At 55.3% G+C, this 22,473-nt stretch carries 12 protein-coding genes; 3 read left to right on the forward strand and 9 right to left on the reverse strand.

Annotation, left to right across the window (positions count from 1 at the left end; all coding sequences use genetic code 11):
* The first annotated feature begins 34 nt into the window (after window positions 1-34).
* Together PG2093B_RS04665 and PG2093B_RS04670 are read left to right on the forward strand one after the other, a co-directional pair.
* Window positions 35-964: a LysR family transcriptional regulator gene (locus PG2093B_RS04665; protein WP_129897494.1), complete on the forward strand. Its 930-nt coding sequence runs from the start codon at window positions 35-37 to the stop codon at window positions 962-964.
* 165 nt (window positions 965-1,129) lie between these two features.
* Window positions 1,130-1,474 (forward strand): winged helix-turn-helix transcriptional regulator, encoded by a 345-nt coding sequence (locus PG2093B_RS04670; protein ID WP_129897495.1) that lies wholly within the window; start codon window positions 1,130-1,132, stop codon window positions 1,472-1,474.
* Between the two features lie 119 nt (window positions 1,475-1,593).
* Here PG2093B_RS04670 and PG2093B_RS04675 read toward each other — a convergent pair whose 3' ends face one another.
* The 7 genes from PG2093B_RS04675 to PG2093B_RS04705 form a co-directional block, all read right to left on the reverse strand.
* The gene (locus PG2093B_RS04675; RefSeq protein WP_026643099.1) at window positions 1,594-1,887 is read right to left on the reverse strand and encodes an addiction module antidote protein; all 294 of its coding nucleotides are present in this window, start codon (window positions 1,885-1,887) and stop codon (window positions 1,594-1,596) included.
* Window position 1,888: 1 nt separating this feature from the next.
* On the reverse strand, window positions 1,889-2,191 hold the full coding sequence (locus PG2093B_RS04680) for a type II toxin-antitoxin system RelE/ParE family toxin (RefSeq protein WP_129897496.1): 303 nt from the start codon (window positions 2,189-2,191) through the stop codon (window positions 1,889-1,891).
* Between the two features lie 108 nt (window positions 2,192-2,299).
* On the reverse strand, window positions 2,300-2,737 hold the full coding sequence (locus PG2093B_RS04685) for a GNAT family N-acetyltransferase (RefSeq protein ID WP_242502823.1): 438 nt from the start codon (window positions 2,735-2,737) through the stop codon (window positions 2,300-2,302).
* Window positions 2,738-2,835: 98 nt separating this feature from the next.
* On the reverse strand, window positions 2,836-5,172 hold the full coding sequence (locus PG2093B_RS04690; RefSeq protein ID WP_129897497.1) for a UvrD-helicase domain-containing protein: 2,337 nt from the start codon (window positions 5,170-5,172) through the stop codon (window positions 2,836-2,838).
* A gap of 36 nt (window positions 5,173-5,208) precedes the next feature.
* The gene (locus tag PG2093B_RS04695; RefSeq protein ID WP_129897498.1) at window positions 5,209-11,733 is read right to left on the reverse strand and encodes a DEAD/DEAH box helicase; all 6,525 of its coding nucleotides are present in this window, start codon (window positions 11,731-11,733) and stop codon (window positions 5,209-5,211) included.
* A gap of 11 nt (window positions 11,734-11,744) precedes the next feature.
* On the reverse strand, window positions 11,745-16,562 hold the full coding sequence (locus PG2093B_RS04700; RefSeq protein ID WP_129897499.1) for an Eco57I restriction-modification methylase domain-containing protein: 4,818 nt from the start codon (window positions 16,560-16,562) through the stop codon (window positions 11,745-11,747).
* Complete coding sequence (locus tag PG2093B_RS04705) at window positions 16,559-19,597, reverse strand: DEAD/DEAH box helicase (RefSeq protein ID WP_165369710.1); 3,039 nt, start codon at window positions 19,595-19,597, stop codon at window positions 16,559-16,561. The genes PG2093B_RS04700 and PG2093B_RS04705 overlap by 4 nt, the downstream gene beginning before the upstream one ends.
* Before the next feature lie 363 nt (window positions 19,598-19,960).
* On the opposite strand from PG2093B_RS04705, the gene PG2093B_RS04710 reads away from it, so the two are divergent.
* Window positions 19,961-20,614, forward strand: a complete 654-nt coding sequence (locus PG2093B_RS04710; RefSeq protein ID WP_129897501.1) for a hypothetical protein — start codon at window positions 19,961-19,963, stop codon at window positions 20,612-20,614.
* Between the two features lie 153 nt (window positions 20,615-20,767).
* Here PG2093B_RS04710 and pyrE read toward each other — a convergent pair whose 3' ends face one another.
* Window positions 20,768-21,463, reverse strand: a complete 696-nt coding sequence (pyrE, locus tag PG2093B_RS04715) for an orotate phosphoribosyltransferase (RefSeq protein WP_165369722.1) — start codon at window positions 21,461-21,463, stop codon at window positions 20,768-20,770.
* A gap of 39 nt (window positions 21,464-21,502) precedes the next feature.
* A complete protein-coding gene (locus PG2093B_RS04720; protein ID WP_242502834.1) occupies window positions 21,503-22,420 on the reverse strand; it encodes a dihydroorotate dehydrogenase in 918 nt (305 codons plus the stop codon).
* Between the last annotated feature and the right edge of the window lie 53 nt (window positions 22,421-22,473).

Here is a 22,473-nt window from a genome sequence, read left to right on the forward strand (position 1 = left end):
CCGACAGTTGACCGCAGAACAGGGGGAAAACACCATGGCGACACTACTGCAGCTCAAATACATCGTGAAAATCGTGGAATGCGGGTCTATGAACGAAGCCTCGCGCGCACTGTACATCTCGCAGCCCGCGCTGAGCTCGTCGGTCAAGGAGCTGGAGAACGAGCTGGGCATCGAGATCTTCACGCGCTCCTCGCAGGGCATCGCGCTGACGGTCGACGGCGCGGAGTTCCTCACCTACGCGCGCCAGGTGCTCGACCAGGCCGCGCTGCTCGAGGAACGCTACAAGAACGCCAAACCGCGCAAACAACTGTGCTCGGTCTCCACACAGCACTACATGTTTGCAGTGGAGGCATTCGTGAAGATGATCAACTCGTTCCGCTCAGACGAATACGAGTTCACGATCCGCGAGACGCAGACGCGCGACATCATCAACCAAGTGGCGAACATGCGCTCGGACATCGGCATCCTGTACCTGTCCGAGTTCAACAAGCAGGTGATCGGCAAACTGCTGCGCGAAAAGCATCTGGAGTTCCACCCGCTCTTCCGCGCTCCCCTGCACGTGTTCATCTCACGCGACAATCCGCTCGCGATGAAGAGGAAACTGACGATGGAGGACCTGAAGCCCTACCCGTTCATCCAGTACGAGCAGGGCAACGAAGGCAGCTTCTACTTCGCCGAAGAGGCGGTGTGGCCCGACTATGCGCCCAAGCAGATCAATGTGACCGACCGCGCGACGATCCTCAACTTCATCATCGGGCTCAACGGGTACACGGTCTGCACCGGCATCGACAATGGCGACCTCAACAACGAACGCATCGTCACCGTGCCGCTGGAATCCGACGAGACGATGCTGCTCGGCTGGATCACCAACGAGCGCGCCAAGCTCTCCCACCCCGCCCAGATCTACTTAGACAAGCTCAAGGAGGTCATCGCCGAGCACGGGTATGCAATCCTGTCGGAGTGATGAATAAACAGATTATTAATAATTATATAAGAAGAGAATAAAACGAACCTACCCTCTATGCTGTTTGCTTTGTGCGCTTGTGGTGTGGCGGTGGTGGGTTGTGGTTTAATGCTTACTTTTCGTAAGTACCATACTTCTTGATAGTGCACATGCTACACTCGTGCCATGCAAGAAATCGACATTTTCAGCAAAACCTGCCCTACGCGGTTCGCCCTTTCAACAATCAGCGGAAAATGGGGGTTGCTCATCATCCTCGCGTTGGCCAACCATCCCCTGCGCTTCAGCGAGCTTGTGCGGCATATCGGCGGCATCAGTGAGCGCATGGCTTCACAGACGCTCAAGTATATGGAACGCTATGGCGTGGTACGCAGGCACGTCGTACAGCACGCCACTCCCCCTCAGGTCGAATACGCCCTGACGCCGTTGGGCAGGCAGTTCGTCAAACCCCTCCAGCAGCTCGTGACCCTGGTCAACACGAATGCTGACGTGATGGTGTACGAGCGTGACTGAGTGCCTACACCGCGCATAGGGCTCACTCTTCCCTACCCCTGTTTCCTGAGGGGAAGACACCGTTTAGGCCAATTTTATTTCTCTCTTTGGCATACATATGTGCACGATGCATGCCAAAGTCAGATAGCGTGTTCTGGTTGAATGCTGATTCTTGTACCGAGAGCATGCAGTACTTTCAATATGGTCGTGAAAGAAGGATTGCCTTGTGCACTCAGGCTTTTGTATAGGCTTTCTCTGCCTAGGCCCGCATCTTTGGCGATTTTCGTCATACCCTGTGCTTTGGCAACATCACCAATAGCGGCTTGGAGCAACGCAGGATCGTCTAATTCAATGACTGCGTTGAGGTATTCGGCGATATCCTCTTCATTATCAAGATATTCCGTAACATCCCATTTGGTGGTTTTAAGCGTCATTTTATTCTCCTCGATATAGAGCAAGAAGTTTTCTCGCTTCGGTAATTCCTCTGGACTGATCGTCTTTACTACTTCCGATCAGTAAAATAACAAGCACATCATTGTCAATGGTGTAGTAGATACGATATCCTGGCCCAAAATGGAACCTCATTTCACTTATGCCACCGCCAATGCCATGATGATCTCCGGTGATGTGGTCGGAGATTTCGCATTGTCTGAGCCGTGCGCTGATTTTGGCTTTTGCTTTGCTGTCCCGCAACTTGCGGAACCATTTGTCGAATTGCTCAGTAGTACGAATCTCCATGGATTAAATGTATTCTACAGGATACATTTTGTCAAGCTAGCTTGGTGTCGAGTACTTCTATGCTCATGTGGATAAGTTCACGTGGCTGCCATGCAGATCGGTGCGTTTTCACGTGTCGATGCGGGTGATGGCGCACAGGGCTTTGTTGCGGTAGGTCAGATCGCCGCGCGCAGTGAAGCCGAGGCGCTCCCAGAAGGCGTTGCCTGCATCGTTGCGTGAGAAAACGACGAGGGCAACTTTGATGATGCCTTCGTTCGCGAGCGCATGCAGTGCCGCATTGACGAGTGCGGTGCCGATGCCTTGGTGCCAGTGTAAGGGGTTGACGGCGGTGTGGTAGATATAGCCGCGTCGTCCATCATGTCCTGCGAGAATGGCGCCGGTGATTATTCCCTCTTGCTCATCGACGAAGCAGGTGTTGGAGTTGCGTGTGAGATATCTGGTGGTGCCTTCGCGTGAGTCGTCGATGGTGTTGAGTCCCATGCCGGTGCATGCCATCCAGCATGCGTGGGCGGCGTCGTAGTTGTCGGGGGTCATAATGCGAATCATGTGGTGGACCTTCTGCGGATATCGGTACGTGCCTGTGATTGGTGAGGCCGTGTTCGAATCAGATATGACAACCATCGAACATGGCCCCACGTCCTGTTTTATTTCAACCCCACCATGAATGCTTGTCTGCGAGCGCGTGTGAGTGCCACGTAGATGAGGCTCCGGTATTGTTTGCATAGCTCTCGTTTTGATACCACGTCGGTTGCCTCGTCGAGCAACCATCGGGGTGGTACGGTACCGGAGTTGATATCCGCTACTATGACGGTGTCGAATTCAAGGCCCTTGACTCGATGCATAGTGGCGATGCGAATACCGGGCTTGTCGATGTCTTCCGCTTCTTTGTCAAGCATGTATGTCATGTATCCATGCTGGTCGAGGTATTCGGCCCATGCTTTGCATAACGGGTTCGTTGGCGTCACAAGGCATATGTTCCGTTCGTAGTCGGGATCATGCTGTTGGATTTGTTCATCAATCCAATCAGTTACGGCCATACGTTCCTCTTGGGTGTTACTGAACTGTTGTGCAGCTGGTGCCGGCCCTTGCATCAGTGAGTGGCTGTCGTTGGTTTCGACCTCTTCTCCATTGAGGTCGTCGAAACGTTCTGGTTCGCCCTGCTGAATTTGGTTAAGAACCGCTTTAAATGCTTCATCAGCTACGTCCGTGCCACTTGTGTCGAACACGCGTTCGGCGGCGTCGCGGATCTGTTCGGTTGTGCGGTAGTTGATGCGTAGGCGCCTCGACCGCCCTTGGATGGATATGCCACATTGTGAAAGTGTGACGGTCTTTCCGTAAATGCGCTGTTGGGCATCACCGACAATGAAGAGATCATTGGCGCTTTCAGGCACCATCGCACGGAGCATGCGATATGCCGGGGCACTGAAATCCTGGCCTTCGTCCACGATGATATGCGCATATGACGAGGTGAGTCGGCTGTTGCGAAGGGCGTCTTCCACCATATTCATGGCTTGATAGATATCCCACTGCTTATGTTCGCTCATATACCGGTGATAGGCTTCGGTGACTTTCCACAGTGACGCTTTCTGCGCACGTGACATACGCAGTCCACGCCCGCGTCGTGAAGACTGGAAATACTCAGTGAGTGTTCTGATGCCCTTGTCCTTGATCACTTCCTCCCATTCGTCACGTAGGAATGCTTCCTTGCCTTTCCACTCCGTCTGTCCGCTTTCCGCAATCGCTGCCTCCCATGCATTTTCGAGTTCGGCGTCCCCATAGGTTAGGCGATAGTCAAATCCGCGCCTATGCAGGCAGTTGGCCACATATCGGTCAAGGTTGAGAACATCGATGCGTTTGAGCTCTTCCTGTGTGCAGATGAGCTGGAGATTAGCTTTGATATCCGTCGCGAGATTCCTGCTGTATGTCGTGAACAGCACCTTGTGCGCACTATGCTGCTGGACAAGTCGTGCGGCCAGATACTTCGCGCGATGCATCGCGACGATCGTTTTGCCGGTGCCGGCGCCGCCGGTAAGACGATAGGAGCCTTTGAAGTTCCGTTCCACATACCGCCTTTGCGAGGGATGGAGGAACACACGCCACTGTTCAAGCGGTGCGTCCAGAATTCTACGCAAATCGTCTTCGCCTTCCACAATGACGAAATTCTCCTGCGAGGCATAGCTTGTGAGTGCCTTGCGGTAGTCTTCATCGGCCGGCAAATGACCCATGTCCCCCGCATCAAATGTTGTGGATTTGGTGGTTTTATCCAAGCCCACATATTCGCTGTAACCATTCGCATCCGCTGCAAGATCGAGTACGTCTTGGATGCTGCTACCATCGGCGATAAGCTCCAAATATGGCACGCAATCATCTGGCAGTTGCTCAATACGATCCTGCAACTGCCCGTAAGTCCTGAGCTGGAGAATGATCTCCTGCCAAATATAGGGCACGCCAAACGCTGTCAGCTCCTGCCGCGTGAGTTTGAGGAACTCCTCCGGCAGTGGCTTGCCCGCCTCCTGTTTATCCCAAGACACCATCGGCTCAACCATGTCCGATCGCTGCCCATATGTGTTCGCCATCTGACCGTCATACTGGGAAGCATACGGAGTCGGAGCCGGCTGTGCCACAGCCCCCTCTTCCACGACGTCATACAGCTGCACGGCATTGGTTGCTGTGTTGATATCGATGCGTTTCCTGCTTGCCCACGCATACGCGTCGTCATGCTGGCCCACGTAGAGCAGCAGGTATACATTTGATTTGTCGTCATGGCCAAGGATCACGCGGTATCCGCTGTTGACCCTTGCCGAGAACAGTTTGCTGTCCTTGGCATTGTGCAGCGTCTCCTTATGAATTGACCCGGAGTTTGGATCCTTCTCGAACTTGTCTAGGAATGCGCGCACCTGGTTCTGGTTGGTTTTGGAAAGCTCACTCATCGCCTTGAGAAAAGGTTTGGCGATGGCGATTGTCGGCTTGTCGTCTATCATCACATTGCTCCGTTCCGTACTATCAACCTATTATGCCTACTGATTGCTATGCCGCAGTGGCTCCACTTGCCGCTCGTCAACATCGGTGATGACAGTCCACCCATCCGCCTCATACGCATCACGGGTAGTCTGCGTATCGTCGATGTAATCGTCAGGAATGAATACGAACCGTGCATCATCCCAAATCAACGCCGCTTCACCCAAGCTGACACCCTCCGCATCCAATGCCTCGCTGGCGACGGCGTCCGGGACAACAAGATGCATACGTGCGAGTTTGCGTACTTGTTCCTGGCATGGCTCCCCAAGATACTGGAAGTTTTCGTTCTCGAACACCGGCTGCCAATCCCCGCCGTCCGGCGTCTGCACATCAATGGCCGCAGTATGAGCATGGTGTATGGTCTGTTCGATCAACGGCAGATACAGTTGCGCATCGATTGCGAAATCTGTCACGAACGTGAGGTAGCCCGAGTATTGCAACACATTAGCAAGATGCCAGAAGCTGCTCCACTGCCGTTTGAAGTCCTCACGCTCAGACGCGGAATAGGTCTCCCACAGTTCCGGGTCTGGCACCTGTCCGTCGGACGCGAGCGCATCGTTGAAATGCAAGAGAATACGTGCAATGGCTTCAAGACCATCCTCCTGCGTTGCATAACTATAGATGGAGAGACGATCATAGTCATGGTCGGGATTATAGACAGAGCATCTGGCCAGCTCGCTGTCGCGCAGCCCAGTCAGGTCACCCATGGCATGTTCGAATGCCGTAGGTTTCGTGCTCGCGCGTTGATGCTTCCTGTCGAAGAGACCCCAGCTAATGGCGTTGGCAACGGCTTTCATTTTGTCTTCAGCGTTGACGTCGGTCAGTTGGAATGCCAACAGGTCCATCGTCCCGTAGCGTCCCGGGTCGATGTCCGATACCTTGTGCTGCCTCATGAGTTTGCGGCATGCCTCTTTCCATGGCATCGTGTTGATGTCCAGCATTGGATCGGCCAAACTGTTTGGCGCGGTCTGGTTGAGGAAGCCCATCACGTCGTCATAGGTCAACGTCCATACGCGGTATCCTGCGCGCCGTAGTGCTTCACGTTTGAGGGTGTCCTCTCCCATGATTGGCGCATGGAATTGAAGTCCGTCAGTGAATATGGCGATCTTGGATCCCTCATCATCGTCTGCACAGCTGATGATGAAATCGGGTCTACAGGATACCGCCACGCCTTGTTCGGGTCCCAGATCCACTTGCAGGTCGATTTCCCACTTGGCTCCGTTGACGGTGAGCAGATAGCCTTCGCCATGCTGTAGCGAATAGTTCTTCGCCCATGTGCATCGTGCGCCACGATTGTCGTAGGATGCTGTCAATGGTTGCGAGCATGTTCTGGACAACGCTTCCAGGAACTGCTGTTCGAGGGCGCTGTCCAGTAGATGGTTCACGGAGATATCGCTCACTGTTTTGACTGGTTCGAAGGAATGCGCGTCATTGATGATCGGTCCGAGCATGTCGAGCGCGAGGGAACGTGAGATCGCGTCGAATTGTCGTTCCTGCCGCCAACCGAGCAGGCAGTTGTAGCAGCCGTCGGTGTTGTTGGCGTGGCAATAGTCGCATTCGTCGATGACCGTGAACGCGTTGCGAAGCACTTCGACCATGGCGTCGCTGTCGGCGCCGAGTTGTTTGAGGTATCCGGTACCTCCTGGGACCTCGTCGAATATGACGAGATATGTTTTGCGAATGTTCGTGCCGTCCAAGGCCGGTTCGTTGCTCAGCACGGCATTGAGATGGTCAATGTTGCCGAATTTGTTGCGCAAGCCGAGCATGATCGCCGCGGAGAATGATGCGGCCGCCGCATTCCCTCCCCTGGTGTCGGCGATGCCGGGCACAAGCAGTCTGAGCATTTCGGTGTTGAACTCGCGATATAGGAACAGGCATTGCTGACCATCGGTCTTTTCAAGCCCTCGCCTGTTCGGGCATGTGTAGGCGTGCCGTTTCGGAGGGATCCTGCCGCTCTTGTCCGCGAGCGCACCGCAGGAGCTGCATACGAGGAATCCTTTGCGTATCTCCTCCATGCCGTTGACGATCATCTTCGCACCCTGATTGTCGGCTTCACCGAAGTTGATTTCCCGTAGGGTGCCGTGTGGCACGTATTCGTAGCCGAAGTCGGTGTCGCCGTTCAGTTTCCATGCGTGCTTTACGTCTTCTCGTTTGACGTCAACAAGCATGTCCGTTTGGAACATCGATCGGCTACGTGTGTCGTCGCCTTCGTCGATGAGACTTTCACGGTAGGTTTCCTCGGAGATGACGTTGCTGATGCGCAGCATCGGCATGCACTGTCCGTTCTCCGCCCAGCGTGGGTCGCCGCACACCGGGCAGGTGGCGTTGTTGTCCACCGATTTGGGTTCCGCATGCGAGCAGTTGGGACACAGTCGCCATGCCGGGACGTCTGTGTTCATGACGCCGTCGTCGTAGAGGACTCGGTTGATTGCGAACTTGTGCCCTTGTGCATAGAATGTGTTGCCCGGTGCGAGTTCGGTGATCGCCGTCATCGCAGGCCGTTCGTATGATCCGGTCTGTGTCTTCTTGGCTATGCGTTTCGTGTGCTTGTCTGTTGCATGAGTGGTTTTCACCTCCGATTCCGGATCGGCTTTGAGCACGGTGTGCAAGGTGACACCGCCTTCGGGGAATGCGTAGTTCGGCAGGATGCCTTCATTGCACATGAAGTTGAAGACGTTGATCTTTTTGATGGCACGGATGTTATTCTCGACCACTTTGAGTTCGATGGCGCATTCGTGAATCTGCACATCGGTCGAAGGGTCCTGCGGTTTGTCGCTGAATTCCTTCTTGAGCTGTTCGAGTTCCTTCTGTTGTGTTTCAAGGTGCTCGATCATGTGTTTTGCGGTTTCGAACGCCGTGGCGATGCGCGCGGCGAGCGTCGGATGTTCCGTCACACCTGTCGTGCCGCCTTCGAGGAACAGGCGCAATGACTGTTCCAACGCGGCGTCAATCGCCGTGTCCTTGGTGGAAAACATCTCATGGAATGCCTGCAGCAACTCGGCGGTGTGCGTGCGGGTGTATTCGAGGAACGTCAACGGGAACCCGTTCGTTTTCGCGTCCATGACCTCGAGGCTATGCGCGAGCTTCTTCCTGATGATGTCCTTCGGCTCCATGCCCTGCATGAGGCATGCATGCACCCAACGGTCCATCGCGAAGGCGGTGAGTTGGCGTTCGAGCACGGCGCTCGCCTGCAGGAACACATGCGGCGGTTGGACATGGCCGCCGATCATCTCCTGCGCCCTGTTGTAGAAATACCGGTCATGGGGGCGGCTGTTGGCGACGGCGAGGACGAGCGCGTTGCCGTCACGACGCCCGGCTCGGCCCACACGTTGCAGGTACTGCGACTGGTTCGGTGGGATCGATGAGAGGATCACCGTGGACAGGTCGCCGATGTCAATGCCCATTTCAAGCGTCGGTGTACAAGCGAGCACATTCACGTCACCCGCGCCGGCGCTGGATTGCTTGAATTGTGTTTCGAGCTTGTTGCGCGTCTCGGCGTCCACGAGGCCGGTGTGTTCGGCGGCATGGATGCGCGCTACTGGAGGGATTGTGTGATACAGCTTGTGGTAGTACCCCCAATCCTGCATCGGCTCATCAAGCGCCAAACGCCCCCGGCAGTAAGGATTCCGGCAGTGCAGGCCAATCCAAGCCTGTTTGTTGCCGCGTGCGCCATCATAGGTGCGTCCGCACGAGTCGCAATGCAGAGCGATGACATCATCGACGACGTAGCATTGTGATTCGTCAAGGCCGTACACCTGTTGCGTTCCGAATCTTCCGTTTGCGCATGTTCTCGCCACGATGAGACCATGCGACACACAAGCCTGCAGCAACTGGTCGAGGATGATCTGTGGCTGGTTGCCTGCAAGCATGACCTCAGTGGTCAGATACCCGTTCACGATGGACATGTACCGGGATGTGGAGAGTGTCACAAATCCGGTTTTCGCCGTGGTTTTTGTATCGGTGAGGAAATGCGGTTCGGATTTCATATAGCTTCCCGGCATCCATTGCAGATGCTTGTTCGAAAGCAAAAACGGATTGCCACCTTGCTCGATGTACTGTCCGTATAACGGGTCGGCAAACGCACCATCAAGCCGCAGCACATTGAGCATGTCCAAGGCCATATGCAGCCAATCCCCATCCGCTTCGAGGAGGACGTCACCTCCAAGCTTGGCCTGGACACGCGCCTGTGCATCCTGTGCAAGGGCTTCGAGGACGTGCTCGTCATACCCCAGTACGGCGCATCCGGTCTTCTCCAGCGTCCGACCAATACGGGACCGGGAACCAAGCTCATGCAATGTCTCGATGCGTAGGCGCTTGTCGATCTGCTCAATCAGATCATGCCGCCGCTGCCCCGACTGCTTGTTCGCTGCACGCCGGTACTCGTCCATCCACGTCATATTCGCGGGCGTGAAGCGCATGATGAAGTCAATGTCATCCGCATACATCGTGTGGTGATATGCACTCTGCTTATCGAGGTAATCAGCGAGGGACGCTTTGCCACCCCATTGATGCTCTAGGTAGTCGACGGCGTTGTTGCGCAGCGCAAACCGCCATGTGCGTGAGTTGAACGCACTCGCACGGAACGCGGCATCCTGCACACTGTCCGAGAAGACAATCGTCTTGTCATCATCGTTGTACCTGTCACCGATGAGTTCGGTGAGCATGACGCTCATCTGCGGCGTGGCACGGAAGCCAAGCAACGCGAGATCGGCATCACTGCCACAGAACGGGCAGCGGTAATGCTTGCGTTCGTTGCCGACGCTTTCGAGCCCCAGGATCTGCATCGGGATGCGGTCCGTGCCACAGGTGGGACATGTGCGCTCACCAGCATCGAACTGTTCCGTATGGGTGAAGCGCATGCAATCGGCATTCGGACAGAAATACCCCAGTTCGGCGTGACCAGATGGCAGCATGTCCGTGGGACTCCATGGGCGCATGACCGCGAGCGCATTGCTTCTGAACTGGAAGTATATGTTGACGAAGCTCTTCTCCCCCGCTTCGATGCGTTGTGTCCGTTCGTTGATGCTGCCCACCCAGCCGGTGTTGCCGCAAATACGGCAATTGACGATGGGCAGGTATTGTTTGGATTGCACCGCATCCAATTCGTAGAGGCTGCCATATTGCACGGTCTTGTCCATCCCGCAGACCGATGCGCGCATCTGGCGTAGTTCCTTCGTCCACAATTGCACCTGCACGTCAAGAAACGGCCGCAGGTTCCCGTCCCCGTGTTCGTCGATGCGCGCATGGCTGACCAATGCGACGAGCGCGTCGAGCACCGCGATCTGCTCATCCGGTTGCAGGCGGCTGAATGCTTGGAATTGGCGTCCGAGCTCCACGCGCAGATCATCGTTGAGCATGTGTGGCTCATTGTGCAATGCGATGACGAATTGGCGCAGCAAGTCGCTTCGTTTGAGCCATGTGGCTAGCTGGACACGACTGTATGCCGCATCCGGATCGGGCAGATTCTGACCGAGGATGGCTCGGCACGCCTCGGTCAGATAGACGTCAGGATCATCATCGTTCAACTCGAGTGCACGTAGCCGCAGCGTTTGCTCACCGTATGGGATCAGGTGAATTGGCTCTCCCCCGTCGAAGAACTCCGCTGCGTCGAGGCGGTTTTCGGTGATGATGCTTTCCGGTGTAAATGGCGTGTTGAACACGGCGGAGGCGAAGTCGCACAGGTGCTGCGCATCCTCGGGGCCGGATCCCATCGTGGCTGATGTGCCGACGAAGCAGATGTCCTCGCACGGTGTCTGCAGCCGGTCGGAAAGCCGCCGGATGAGGCATGCCAAGTCAGTGCCTTGGGCGCCATCGAAGGTGTGCAGCTCGTCGACGACGAAGTATTTAAGCGTCTCGGGCTCGTTGCCATCCCACAGCTTGGAGTCCTGAGGCCGGATGAGCAAATAGTCGAGCATCTTGTAGTTCGTCAACAGGATATCCGGAGGGTTGCGCAGCAATGCGTTATGGTCAGTGATGATTGACTGTTCGGACATGGCGGTGCTCGTTGCATGTTTGTCGGTCGTGCTTTTTCCGACATACATGCCGGCGGTCACATTGTTACGCAGTTCCGGACTGTCATGGATCAGTTTCGCGATACGTTTCGCCTGATCGGCGGCGAGCGCGTTCATCGGATAGACCAGGATCGCCTTGATGCCAGTGTTGCCGAGCCTGCGCTGCTTGTAGCAGTACTGCAGGATTGGATACAGGAAGCATTCGGTCTTACCGGAACCGGTACCGGTGGCGACAAGCGTGGATTCGCTGTTGCCGATACGCTTGAACGCTTCCAACTGATGGATATACGGGTCATAGGACGGATGCAGGCAGTCTGAGAACGGGAAATCCCTCCTGTTCCCTACACGGAAGGGCAGTTTGACCGACACAAAGGGGTCGAGTGTCAGTCCATCATGCGCTTCGGCGAGTCGTCTGATGGAGCTTTGGAACGGCTTATTTGCCATCGGATAGGTCGTCTCCAGATAATCAACGAGTCCTTCACGGATGTGCCGCGCCATCACAATAGGAATCATCGGATGCCCTCCTACTCTGCCTTCGTGGCACACATTGCTTCACGCTCAATGCGTTCCCGCGCGAGTGCTTCGCCATATTTGGCTTCGAAGAACGCCCACGCGGTCCGGTAATCCTCGATACGGTCACAACGGTCATAAGGTGCCACAAACCTGATGTCGCGCTTAATCGGACCATCAGGCAACGTGTCGTCTTCGACGGTAATTGTCTTGACGAAACCGTCCTGTTCGTCACGGATCTGGTCGAACTGCTCACGTGTCAGCGATATCTTCGCGTATGCGCTTTTCTTCGAATAGACAACACGGCCATTGCGGTCATACCACGTGTCGTCCTCATAGGCTTTGAGCACCGGGAACGTAAGCCGGTAGATGTCGATGAGCTCATCCAAGGTCATGCCCAGCGCCATCGCCACGAGCACATCCAGTTCGACTAGCGACTGACGGCGGCTATATTCACTGCGCAACGGTGTTTCATAGGTCCACGTCTCAGCGAGCGCTGAGAACGTCGTACCAGACAGACGGGGATCCTGTTTGGACCATTGCATCATCGTGTAGGAGTCGTTCCAGCATGATTGCCACAGTTCTACGTATTCCTTGGTCAGACAGTTAAGCAATAGGCCTCTAGCGATAATCTCAGAAGCTAATACACTCCGTGGAATCGGCAGCAACTGCAACACACTTGTATTGAGATTGGTCTTACCAATAGAACGAACCAGATAATCCAAGGGAATAGAAGCCTGTGCCCCCATCATCAGCGCGAGCGAAGCGTAGCGCTGTGGGTGAACGCCGTAACCTGTTACGGCGTTCACCCACGCTACGCGTGGGTGCACGCCAGCGCTCTGCAATGTCCTTTCGCTATCAAGTCCGACCATGCCCCTACATACGATGTGGTACACCGCGTCGAAAGGTGTGCCATCAGCCATTTTCGGCATACGCTTCGCATATTCGGTTGCGGAGCACGCTTGTGCGTATTTCACACGTGGTTCGTAATCAGCAGGAATGGCGGTGAGATCCACAAGATCGTAATCGCTGTTCACCTTGTATAGTCTCCGCGTGGACTGCAATAAGGGATTGCCGACGCCAATGAACGGACTCGAATAGATGATTGGCTCGTCCTCATTTGGGAAATGCACATCATCCCTGATCGTCCCGTCCTTGCGGCTGTTGGTCTCATGCCACATACTCGAATACATGATGTCGACAGCAGGCATGTCAGCGAGATGCTCCGGACACCGCCCCATGCATTCAAGCGCGTGCAGTAGTGAATTCGTGTATATGCCGAGCAAGGGGGCTTGTGCAGCCTCTTTCGAAGGCATGTGCGCCAATGTCGCATATGCCTGCATAACGGTATCATCAATGGGGACAATGCGGTCATGATACCCTTGCACATTCCAATCGTCGGACTCCGTTTTCATCGGCTGCACGGTGGCATGGGCTGTGTCGGCATAGCATTCGTCGATGGTCTTCGGCAGGTACAACTTCCAAATCGAATCGAATCGGATATGCGATGCGTCGCCGTTGTCATAGATGTTCAAACTGAATGAAGTATGGTGATCCACACCATCGAATAGCTTCTTCTCGTTGAGGAACTGGAAATGGTAGCGCAGTCTCCTCAGCATCTGCTCGCGCAATACGCCGGCTTTCATATCGGCATATACCTCATCGGGATGGATGAACGCACTGACACCATCTGTTTGCCGCGTGTAATCCCATGCATTGGGAAGGAAGCAGCGGAACAGATTCGTCTGCTGTCCTTGCAACAGCGGATAGTTGCCCATCGCGTTGAAGAACGACGATTGGCCGGCATAGTCTTCATATTCTCTGATGAAGTGTTGACGCATGCTATCGGAGGAATCAAGGATATCTGGCAACACCTTATTCAGATCGGAAGCGCTTCGTTGATGGACCGCATACCGTGGATCAGCATCGGCAAGTGCATCAGAGGCTTTCCATTGCAATTTGACCCATGGCGGATTACCGACCATGAAATCAAAGCCACCATCGGCGAACACATCCGCAAACTCCAATTCCCAATGGAAGAACCGCTGCCGCTCACTGATTTTTCTCACCAATTGCAGACGTGGATGCCTCGCGACGAGTTCATCGAGATTGACAGTGTGGTACATCATATAGCCATGGGGGTCATCATCCGAGAATTGAGCCGTTCCTTCGTTGAACAGCGTCATGTCCCCCATCTCATTCGCGAGCGTCTCATTGATGTCCTCATCAGGGTTGACGAGCACGTTCGGTTCCGGTTCTAGAGGTTCGCCGTTAAGAATGAGTTGCATGTCATGCAGATATTCATCACGAGTTGGCAGCAGGTCAGCTTTCTCGATGGGCCAGAACCATAATGCGCACCAGTAGTCCATTGCGAGTTTGAGACGGGCGTACTCGCCGGCGTTGGATGCGCCGATGGAATGGTAGGACTGGTTGAGCAACGCGTCTTTGGTCGATACCGGCAATGCGCCGCTTTCTGTCTCTCCTTGCCAACCGTATACCTTCAACGCGTCGTGGGTTGTCGCCGACAGTTGTCTGCGCATATCGACGACACCTCGCCAGAGATGATCAATCACCGTGGAGAGGCGCTGCATCAATGCGACGTCATCATCCGAGTACGGCTTCGTGAAGATCTTGGCCCAATCCTTCATCCCTGCAAGATGTTCCGGTTCCAACGATTTGACAATCTTGTCGGAATATGAGCACATGTCTGGATCACCGGTGAGGAAATGGTAGACACGGCTGCCATGACGTGCCTTGGGCGTCAGTGCCACACGTTGTGGCTCATGGCAATACCATTGCATACCTTTTGTTGCCGTGGTGAGTTCCGCTGGTGTATAAGCCCTTCTGCGTGCACCGATCAATGAGTTACCACATATAAGCTGATCACCGAACCATGGGATGAATGAACCAGGGCAGATGGAGTTGAGCCACAGTGCAACCTCTGCTAATTCAACAGCGACCGGGTTCAGATCGACACCGTAGACGTTGCGGTCGGCGATGAGCATTTTCACCTTCTGCAGTTCGGTCTGCCTCGCATCGGCGGGAATCGCGGCATTCTGGCCTTGCTCGTCAATGAGTTCCTGTTCCCGTAAGCGCAGATACCATTCAGCGAGCTGGTTGATGGTCTCGTTAAGGAATGTCGCCGAACCCATCGCCGGTTCACAAATCCGCAACGTAAGGATGTCAGCCGCCTTGTGGATACGAGGTTCGATTGCTTTGAGGGCATATTTCACAAGGCACCGTGCCAACGAATCCGGCGTATAGAATGAGGCCGAAGTCTCGCGTTCGCGACCGGCCATGCGGTAGATGAACGTGCCGGGTTCATAGGTGCGTAGCTCGCCTTCATGCGGGCCGGATTCATATCGGACACGTTCCGACTCGGAATATGCTTCAAGCTGCTTTTCATCGACGAAGTAGCCAACGTCGAGCGGATCGAATTTGTCTTTGTCGCGTTTCACCTCATACAGTGTGGTCGTGGCGATGAATCCACGGTAAGACAGCAGACCTTCGTAAATGGCGCCCATCTGGCTGATGCCGAGCGACGAATAGGCGATGCGCTGCCTGCGCCGGGCTTTCCCTGTACCGGTCGAGCTCACGCTCATCATGTCAACGATGCGCAGCATGACGCTGTCGCGCAGTTCAGCGTCTTCAATCAGATAGGTGCGCTCCGGATCAAAGATATGAGCCTTGAGCGGCGGCAACGTGAACGCCTCATCCGCACCATGGATCACGCGGATATCATCGGCACGAGTTTTGGCCGGATAACCGTTGTAGATGATCTCATCGAGAATATGCAACGTGTCAGCCGCATAGGTGGTGTCTTCCAATTCCTCCATGCGGCCACGCATCGATTCGGCCAGATCACGCAACGATTCCAATGAGTATGCGGTGCGGTAGCTCGCCGCCTTCATCGGCGCATAGCCGAGTTCCGGCTTCGCTTCGATGAACAGCAGGAACAACAGGCGGTACATGTAACGCAGGCATTCCATCGTCAATTCATCGGCATCAATGTCAGTGACGCTCTTGTGCTTGTTCTCGGTCCAATCATGGATGACCTCATTGCCGAGCAACTCGACGCACTCACGCAACGCATAGCGCAAATTGTTGGAGACTGCGACTGATTGGGCAGTCGCCTGTTCCTCAAAATCGTCAAGCACCGACGCTGCGCCTTCTCGTGGCATCAGGTCGTGCTCGCTCAACAATGCGACCACCGCTTTGTATGTCGGCGTTTCGTTGCGCGCGTAGATGACATCAAAGTCGAAAAGCAGATATCGGCGGTCCGCCCACTTCGTCCGGTCGATGAGTGCAGCCTGATGGAGGCCAAGCAGCAGAATCCATCGTGATGCATGCTCCTCATCACTCAACAGCGCGTGTACACATTGCTCACCAGTCAGGTTTCCGCCGTCCATGACACTTTCCAGAATGCCGGTTTCGGCATCATCATCACTGCAGGTGAGCACATGCACACACGTATCACCGTCCGGAGCCGTTGCCCGTGTCCGCACCGTTATGGACTCCTGACGCGCCGACTGCACTGTCACCGGATCGGCCGCAATGTCATACCCCAATACGTCCAGCCATTGATCAAGGTAGTCCTGTATGGCCTCACGCCGATCCAAAGCGGTGGTGCTGTTGCAAATCGTCGTATAGCCAGCACGCAGCGAGCGCAAGTCTTTGACGACGGCATCCGACCCATCCCACTCACCGAGTGCGTTCTTGATGCATCCGGGTAGTATTTCCTGAACAAAGAACGGCATGTAGAAACCATTGACGGCATCCAATCCCACGAGAACGTTGGTATCCGTCGCTGTTTGTGCACTTGTCCTGCTCATCGTCGTGCTCCTGTGAATGCCGCGGCCACACGGATGACCGGCTCTCCTGTGGTCTCATATGAATCATGGACCCATTGTTCGTATTCGTTGAAAATCTGGTCACTTTCACGTTCGCTATGCGCGTCGATCAGTTTCCGATCATCCCTCCATCGGATGATGCGGTCGATCTGCGCATCGACATGCCGTTCGGCATCCTTCTTGTATCTCTGTTCATCGGAGCGAATCTGTTCACCGATACGTTGTATGGCATCCGGAAGGAGTTCATGTGTACGTCGCCGTTGACCGTCGGAAAGCGAATCATCCGAAACCTTGTTGATATACAGCTCTTTGCCAGCACTTGCATGGTATTCGCCACGATAACCGGTGACCTTCCACACATCCTCAATCGTCATGAGTTCGGCGAACGAACCGCCACGATACCGGACACCCACCCATTCATTGATGACCGGGATGGCGCGGTTGTTGGCGATTGACGCGGTGAGCAGGATGATCGTGTCCTCCATTGCGAGTCTACCGTTCTGGATGCCGATGATCGGGGCCTCATTGCGTCCATACAGCACGGTGGATGCTTTCATCTCCACCCAGTCACTAATCGGGCTCAACGCCCACAGGAACTGGGTGTTGCTCCAACGTTCATCGGACAACTGCGCCATCAGACCATTTGATTGCGCTCGCACATAGTCGACATCGGTACTCCAGCTGGCGGTGTGGCCATGCAGCACCTCGGCGTTCGGTGTTCTTCTGACAAGCCATTTGTATAGTTGGCTGTCCTTCGCGAATTCGACGCGGAATCCTGTTGCCTGGTCCAGATCCTGTATCCTGTCGATGCCTGCATGGCGTGTGATCTTCTGTGAATGCAATGCCTGGTCCACGAACTGCAAATCATCCATCAACCGCACAGCACGTTCATCGATGCGGGCATATGGGCTGGAACCGCCAACATCCGCCCCAGCACGTTGCCCCTGCCGATCATCGACATGCTCGTCCATGTCATCGAATTGCTCGAGTGCGGCCAGCGGATCGAAGAAGTCATCCCCCTCAGCTTCGACATCGATTTGCATCTCCTGCACATTGCTGTCAAGCCGTGCGGCGAACTGTTCGCCGCTTTCGCCTTCCTCCATCGCCTGCGCGGTGATCATCGTCTCGTCGTTGACGTCATAGACCTTCATCAGCATGGACGGGTCGCCGATATTGTCCCTCGCCTGCTTCTCCTTGTCGATGAGCACCTGCAGGATGCGTTCATCACCTTTGATCTTCGGATTTTCGGAACCAATGCGCATGAATCGGATGTCTGGAGTCTCATGCTGCCCATACCGGTCGATACGGCCGTTGCGCTGCTGGAACACCATCAGCGACCACGGTGTATCGAAATGAATCATGCGATGGGCCAGATGATGCAGGTTGAGGCCTTCCGACGCCACATCCGAGGCCACGAGAATACGTATCGGCTTCTTCGGATCATTGAAGTCGGCCACTGTCGCCTGCTGTTCCAGATCGGACATCGAGCCATCCATCGTGACGATCTCCCGTTCTTTCAACCCCAGATCGTTGCGCAGGTGCTCGGCAAGGAATTTCTTCGTCTCAATGCGTTCAGTGAAGATGACAATGCGATCGTTCCGTTCCCGCGTCCAATGGTAGGACGGGCTTTGCAGCAGCCACAGCAGCCGCTGATATCGCGCGAAGTACTCGGGCGTGATGCGCTGCACCAACTCCTGAAGCTCCTCAAGCTGCATGATGTCATGTGCGATATCCGCCTGTTTCTGCGCATCGGTCGTTTTCCGGTCACGCAAACGTTTGATCCGCTCACGAATCGTCATGATGCACGCCGCCGGCGATGAGAACAGGCTTTTCTCAAGCGTTGTTCGGAACAACATCGACCGTCTCGACGAATCGCTCGTTTCGGCGCGCATCGTCATCTGCGTCAGATAATCGAAGGCCGCTTCCTCCTCTGATGTCGCATGCACATCCTCTTCGACGATGTGCGGCGCCGGGAAGCTGCCCGAGACGTCGCTGCTGATGTCTTTCTTGAACCGCCGGATATACAATTGCCGGATATTGTCCGGGCTGTATTCGTTGGGATTAGGCAACGTCGTCGGATCAAGCATGTTCATCAGTGAAGCAAAACTGCGAGCACTGCCATCGTGCGGCGTGGCCGACAACATAATGAGCGCGTCGGAACGCCTCGCCAGACGGTTCGCAAGACGCGCACGTTGCGCCTTCTGCTTGCCATTGGCGCGATCCGCCACATTCTGCGCCTCATCGATGACGATGATATCCCAATACGAATCGTCAAGCGCTGAACCATATTCGATGTCACGTTTGAGCGTATCCACCGAAACAATGACCTTGTCGAAATAATTGAACGGATTCGCATTCGCAGGAATCTCAGTGCGGATGCGCTGAATACGCGAGGAATCCAGATTCGTCAGCGGAATCGTAAAATGCTCCCACATCTCACGTTGGAACTGCGCCATCATGTTCTTGGACGTGACGACAAGGATGCGAGCGCCTTTATGCCGGCGAATCAGTTCGGACATCAGAATGCCCGCCTCAAGCGTCTTACCCAGACCAACAGCGTCAGCGATCAGGATACGTTGCCTCGGCTGTGACAATGCCTGTTTGGCGGGGTCGAACTGGTATGGCAGTTTGTCCATTGCGGCATGTTCGGCGACATGGATCTGGTCATCGGTCGGCACCGTGGCACGCAGCATGCTCTCGATGTACAGATGCGAATCCCTCGCCGATGGCGATGTATCGAGAATGAACCGCGTATTCGCCGGGTCGACCGGTTCGATATCCGGTTCGACATCGGTCAGGAACATCGCCTGATAGTCACGGACCAACGGATCAATGCCGACGCATGTCAGCGCGAAGCGTTTTCTTGCCGTATCACCAAACTTGAGATTCTGCCTCTGGTCTTCGTAACCGAAGCTATACTGCTCCACCTTCGTGACCAACCATTCCTGGCCACGGATGACGACACGCATACCCACGGCATATTGACGTGCGCGCTTGTCTTGCTCTTGATGGGTCAACGCTGCCCTCCCCTTGCTCATTGCGCATGGTCATGCATCCCTAGACAGACACCTTAGAAACCGCATGAGAATCTGCATTCAGCCTACACGGTGCGCAACAGAATATCCAGTAAGGGTCCACTTGAAACAACACAATGTTGTTCAGAAGCCTGCATTCAACTTTCCACCTCCACTTCGGTGAGCCATATTTTGGCACTTTCGCCGTAGACATGGCATGCAGTCCCTGCACTCGCCAGCATGAGCATTGAATTCTGTCCGACGACTAATGAAGTGCAGCAACCGAACGTCAATACTTCAGTATGTTACACTTAATAGAATTCGAACAAACGTTCGATGATGTTGACGCTTAGCGAAAGGAGCTCAATGACCATATTCGATCCCACATTCCCCTGCGCAATCGCCGATCCCACTCCCGCAGGAGAGCGGACAGGCATCAAGTGGTGGCTTGATCATTGGACCGAGCATGACCGCCAATTGACAGTATGGACACATACAAAGAAAGGCGCCTATGCTAATGAGACCGTCAGTCGTCTGCTTTCCAATAAAGAAGTGAGCCATACAACGTCACAGTTACATATCTTCTCCGCATATGGTCCTATCTTGGCAATGTATCCCAACGTCGTTGACCTTGGAGACATCATGCGCGCTGTAGGCACCACCGCTTTATGCGTGATTCGTGGAGATGATTTGTCTTTATGGTCCGAAGAAGTCAGAGCTGAATTCTTGACGCAAAACGATGTCTCTGCAAGTCCCGTCATACTTGCCGACAATGTCCGCAAAATGCTACATGTCACCTCCGAAATGCTTAATCTGAATAATTCGATCGGCGGCAATGGAACAGACAAGTCAATGCTCATTAAAAGGATGTTGGAATTACATGATGACGGAGTCATATTCAATCCGACAGCAATGGCTGAGTGGGCGGCTGCACATGGGTGGAGCTCCAAAAACATACAACACCTTATGAAGTACGCGTCAAACATCAATTCCGGGAAAAGACCGCAATACCAATATTGATTACAAAGCTTTGAGCAACCGCCTATGCGACCAGTGTCAAAAGTTCGACGCCTTGCATTGGAATCATTCGCGTTGAGTACAGGTGGAGGGGTGCTGGTTCCCACTTGAGAACCAGCACCCCTCCACCTGACATGATTACGTTCCTGAACTAGATTACGCCCCATACTGCGTCAGGTACTCCTCCGCGGCGCCGGCGATCTCATCGCTCACATACGGGGTGCCTTCGGCGGTGGAGAGTTGGCGTCCGGCGGCGAAGATCTCCTTGACGTTCGCGATCGCGAGCACGGGGAAGCCGAATTCGCGCTGTACATCCTGCACGGCGGACAGGTCGGAGTCCTTCGTCTTCTCCATGCGGTCCACGGACAGCACGAGTCCGACGATGTTGACGTCGGCCTGCGCCTTGAGCTTCGGCACGACCTCGCGCACGGCGGTGCCGGCGGTCATCACATCGTCGACGAGCAGCACGTTCATGCCGTCCTCGAGCGGTTTGCCGACCATCGTGCCGCCATCGCCGTGGTCCTTCTTCTCCTTGCGGTCGAAGGTGTAGCCGACGGTCACACCGTAGTTGAGTTCGAGTGCGATCGACGTGGCCACGGCGAGCGGAATGCCCTTGTACGCGGGGCCGAAAATCGTGTCGATGCGGATCGGCAGCTGTTCGTTGTCGATCTCGGTCTGGATCTTCTCCGCGTAGAAGCCGCCGAGCGTGGCGATCTTCTTGCCGTCGTCGAACGCGCCCGCATTGATGAAATACGGGGATCGGCGGCCGGACTTCAACGTGAAGTCGCCGAATTTGAGCGCGTTCGATTCGAGCAGGAACTTGGTGAATCGATGGTCGAGTGAATCAAACATCATGCCTCCTAACAATCATGTGAGCATTCTGGCGAGCGCTCAGCGCCACGTGTCGCCCTTCGCGAGTTTTTCGGTCAGTTCGGGGCGCGAGTCGAGCAGTTCCTCGAGTTCGCGTGCCACGCGGATCGGCGCGGTCGGGTCGTAGAGCGCCGCTCCCCCGACTTCGACGGCGTTGGCGCCCGCATACAGGTATTCGAGTGCCTTTTCGCCCGAGTCGATGCCGCCGATGCCGATGATCGGAATGTCCGGCAGCGCCGCGCGTACACGCCACACGCATGCGAGCCCGACGGGGAACACGCACGGTCCGGACACGCCGCCGGTGCGGTTCGCGATGATCGGCTCACCGGTGCGGATGTCGATGCGCATGCCGACCAAGGTGTTGATCATGCTCAGGCAGTCGGCACCGCCATCGACCGCGGCCTTCGCGATCGCCGCGATGTCGGTCACGTTCGGGGTGAGCTTGACGATCATCGGCTTGTCCGTCATCGGGCGCAGCCGGTCCATGAGTCGGCCCAATGCGACCGGGTCGGTGCCCACGGACATGCCGCCGTGCGTCACGTTCGGGCAGCTCACGTTGATTTCAAGCATGTCCGCGTCGGAGGCGGCGAGTTTCTCGACAACCTGCGCGTAGTCGTCGTCGCAATGGCCGGCGACGTTCGCGACGACGGTCGCACCGATCCGCTTGAGGATCGGCAGGTCGTGCTCAAGGTAATGGTCGACGCCGGGGTTCTGCAGGCCGACGGCGTTGACGGTGCCGGCGGGGCTTTCCGCCGTGCGCACACCCGGATTGCCGAGCCACGGCACCGGGGAGACGCCCTTGGTGGTGACCGAGCCAAGCTGGGCGACGTCATAGAACTGGCCACACGCGTCCACATTGAAGGTGCCCGAGGCTGTGCCAACCGGGTTCTTCCACGGCACGCCAGCCACCACGGTGCCATGCCGCCATTCGTGCGGCATGTAGAGGTTCGTAGGGGTTTCGTTGAGTTCCTGTTCGATGTTCACGGTGTCTT

The organism is Bifidobacterium pseudolongum subsp. globosum (genome assembly GCF_004155535.1).
Taxonomy (GTDB): Bacteria; Actinomycetota; Actinomycetes; order Actinomycetales; family Bifidobacteriaceae; genus Bifidobacterium; species Bifidobacterium pseudolongum_C.

What these genes read in the sequence shown, in the direction of transcription:
- PG2093B_RS04665 (WP_129897494.1), top strand. Translation starts at nt 35, where the DNA reads ATGGCGACACTACTGCAGCTCAAATACATCGTGAAAATCGTGGAATGC.
- PG2093B_RS04670 (WP_129897495.1), top strand. Translation starts at nt 1,130, where the DNA reads ATGCAAGAAATCGACATTTTCAGCAAAACCTGCCCTACGCGGTTCGCC.
- PG2093B_RS04675 (WP_026643099.1), bottom strand. Translation starts at nt 1,887, where the DNA reads ATGACGCTTAAAACCACCAAATGGGATGTTACGGAATATCTTGATAAT.
- PG2093B_RS04680 (WP_129897496.1), bottom strand. Translation starts at nt 2,191, where the DNA reads ATGGAGATTCGTACTACTGAGCAATTCGACAAATGGTTCCGCAAGTTG.
- PG2093B_RS04685 (WP_242502823.1), bottom strand. Translation starts at nt 2,737, where the DNA reads ATGATTCGCATTATGACCCCCGACAACTACGACGCCGCCCACGCATGC.
- PG2093B_RS04690 (WP_129897497.1), bottom strand. Translation starts at nt 5,172, where the DNA reads ATGATAGACGACAAGCCGACAATCGCCATCGCCAAACCTTTTCTCAAG.
- PG2093B_RS04695 (WP_129897498.1), bottom strand. Translation starts at nt 11,733, where the DNA reads ATGATTCCTATTGTGATGGCGCGGCACATCCGTGAAGGACTCGTTGAT.
- PG2093B_RS04700 (WP_129897499.1), bottom strand. Translation starts at nt 16,562, where the DNA reads ATGAGCAGGACAAGTGCACAAACAGCGACGGATACCAACGTTCTCGTG.
- PG2093B_RS04710 (WP_129897501.1), top strand. Translation starts at nt 19,961, where the DNA reads ATGACCATATTCGATCCCACATTCCCCTGCGCAATCGCCGATCCCACT.
- pyrE (WP_165369722.1), bottom strand. Translation starts at nt 21,463, where the DNA reads ATGTTTGATTCACTCGACCATCGATTCACCAAGTTCCTGCTCGAATCG.
- PG2093B_RS04720 (WP_242502834.1), bottom strand. Translation starts at nt 22,420, where the DNA reads ATGCCGCACGAATGGCGGCATGGCACCGTGGTGGCTGGCGTGCCGTGG.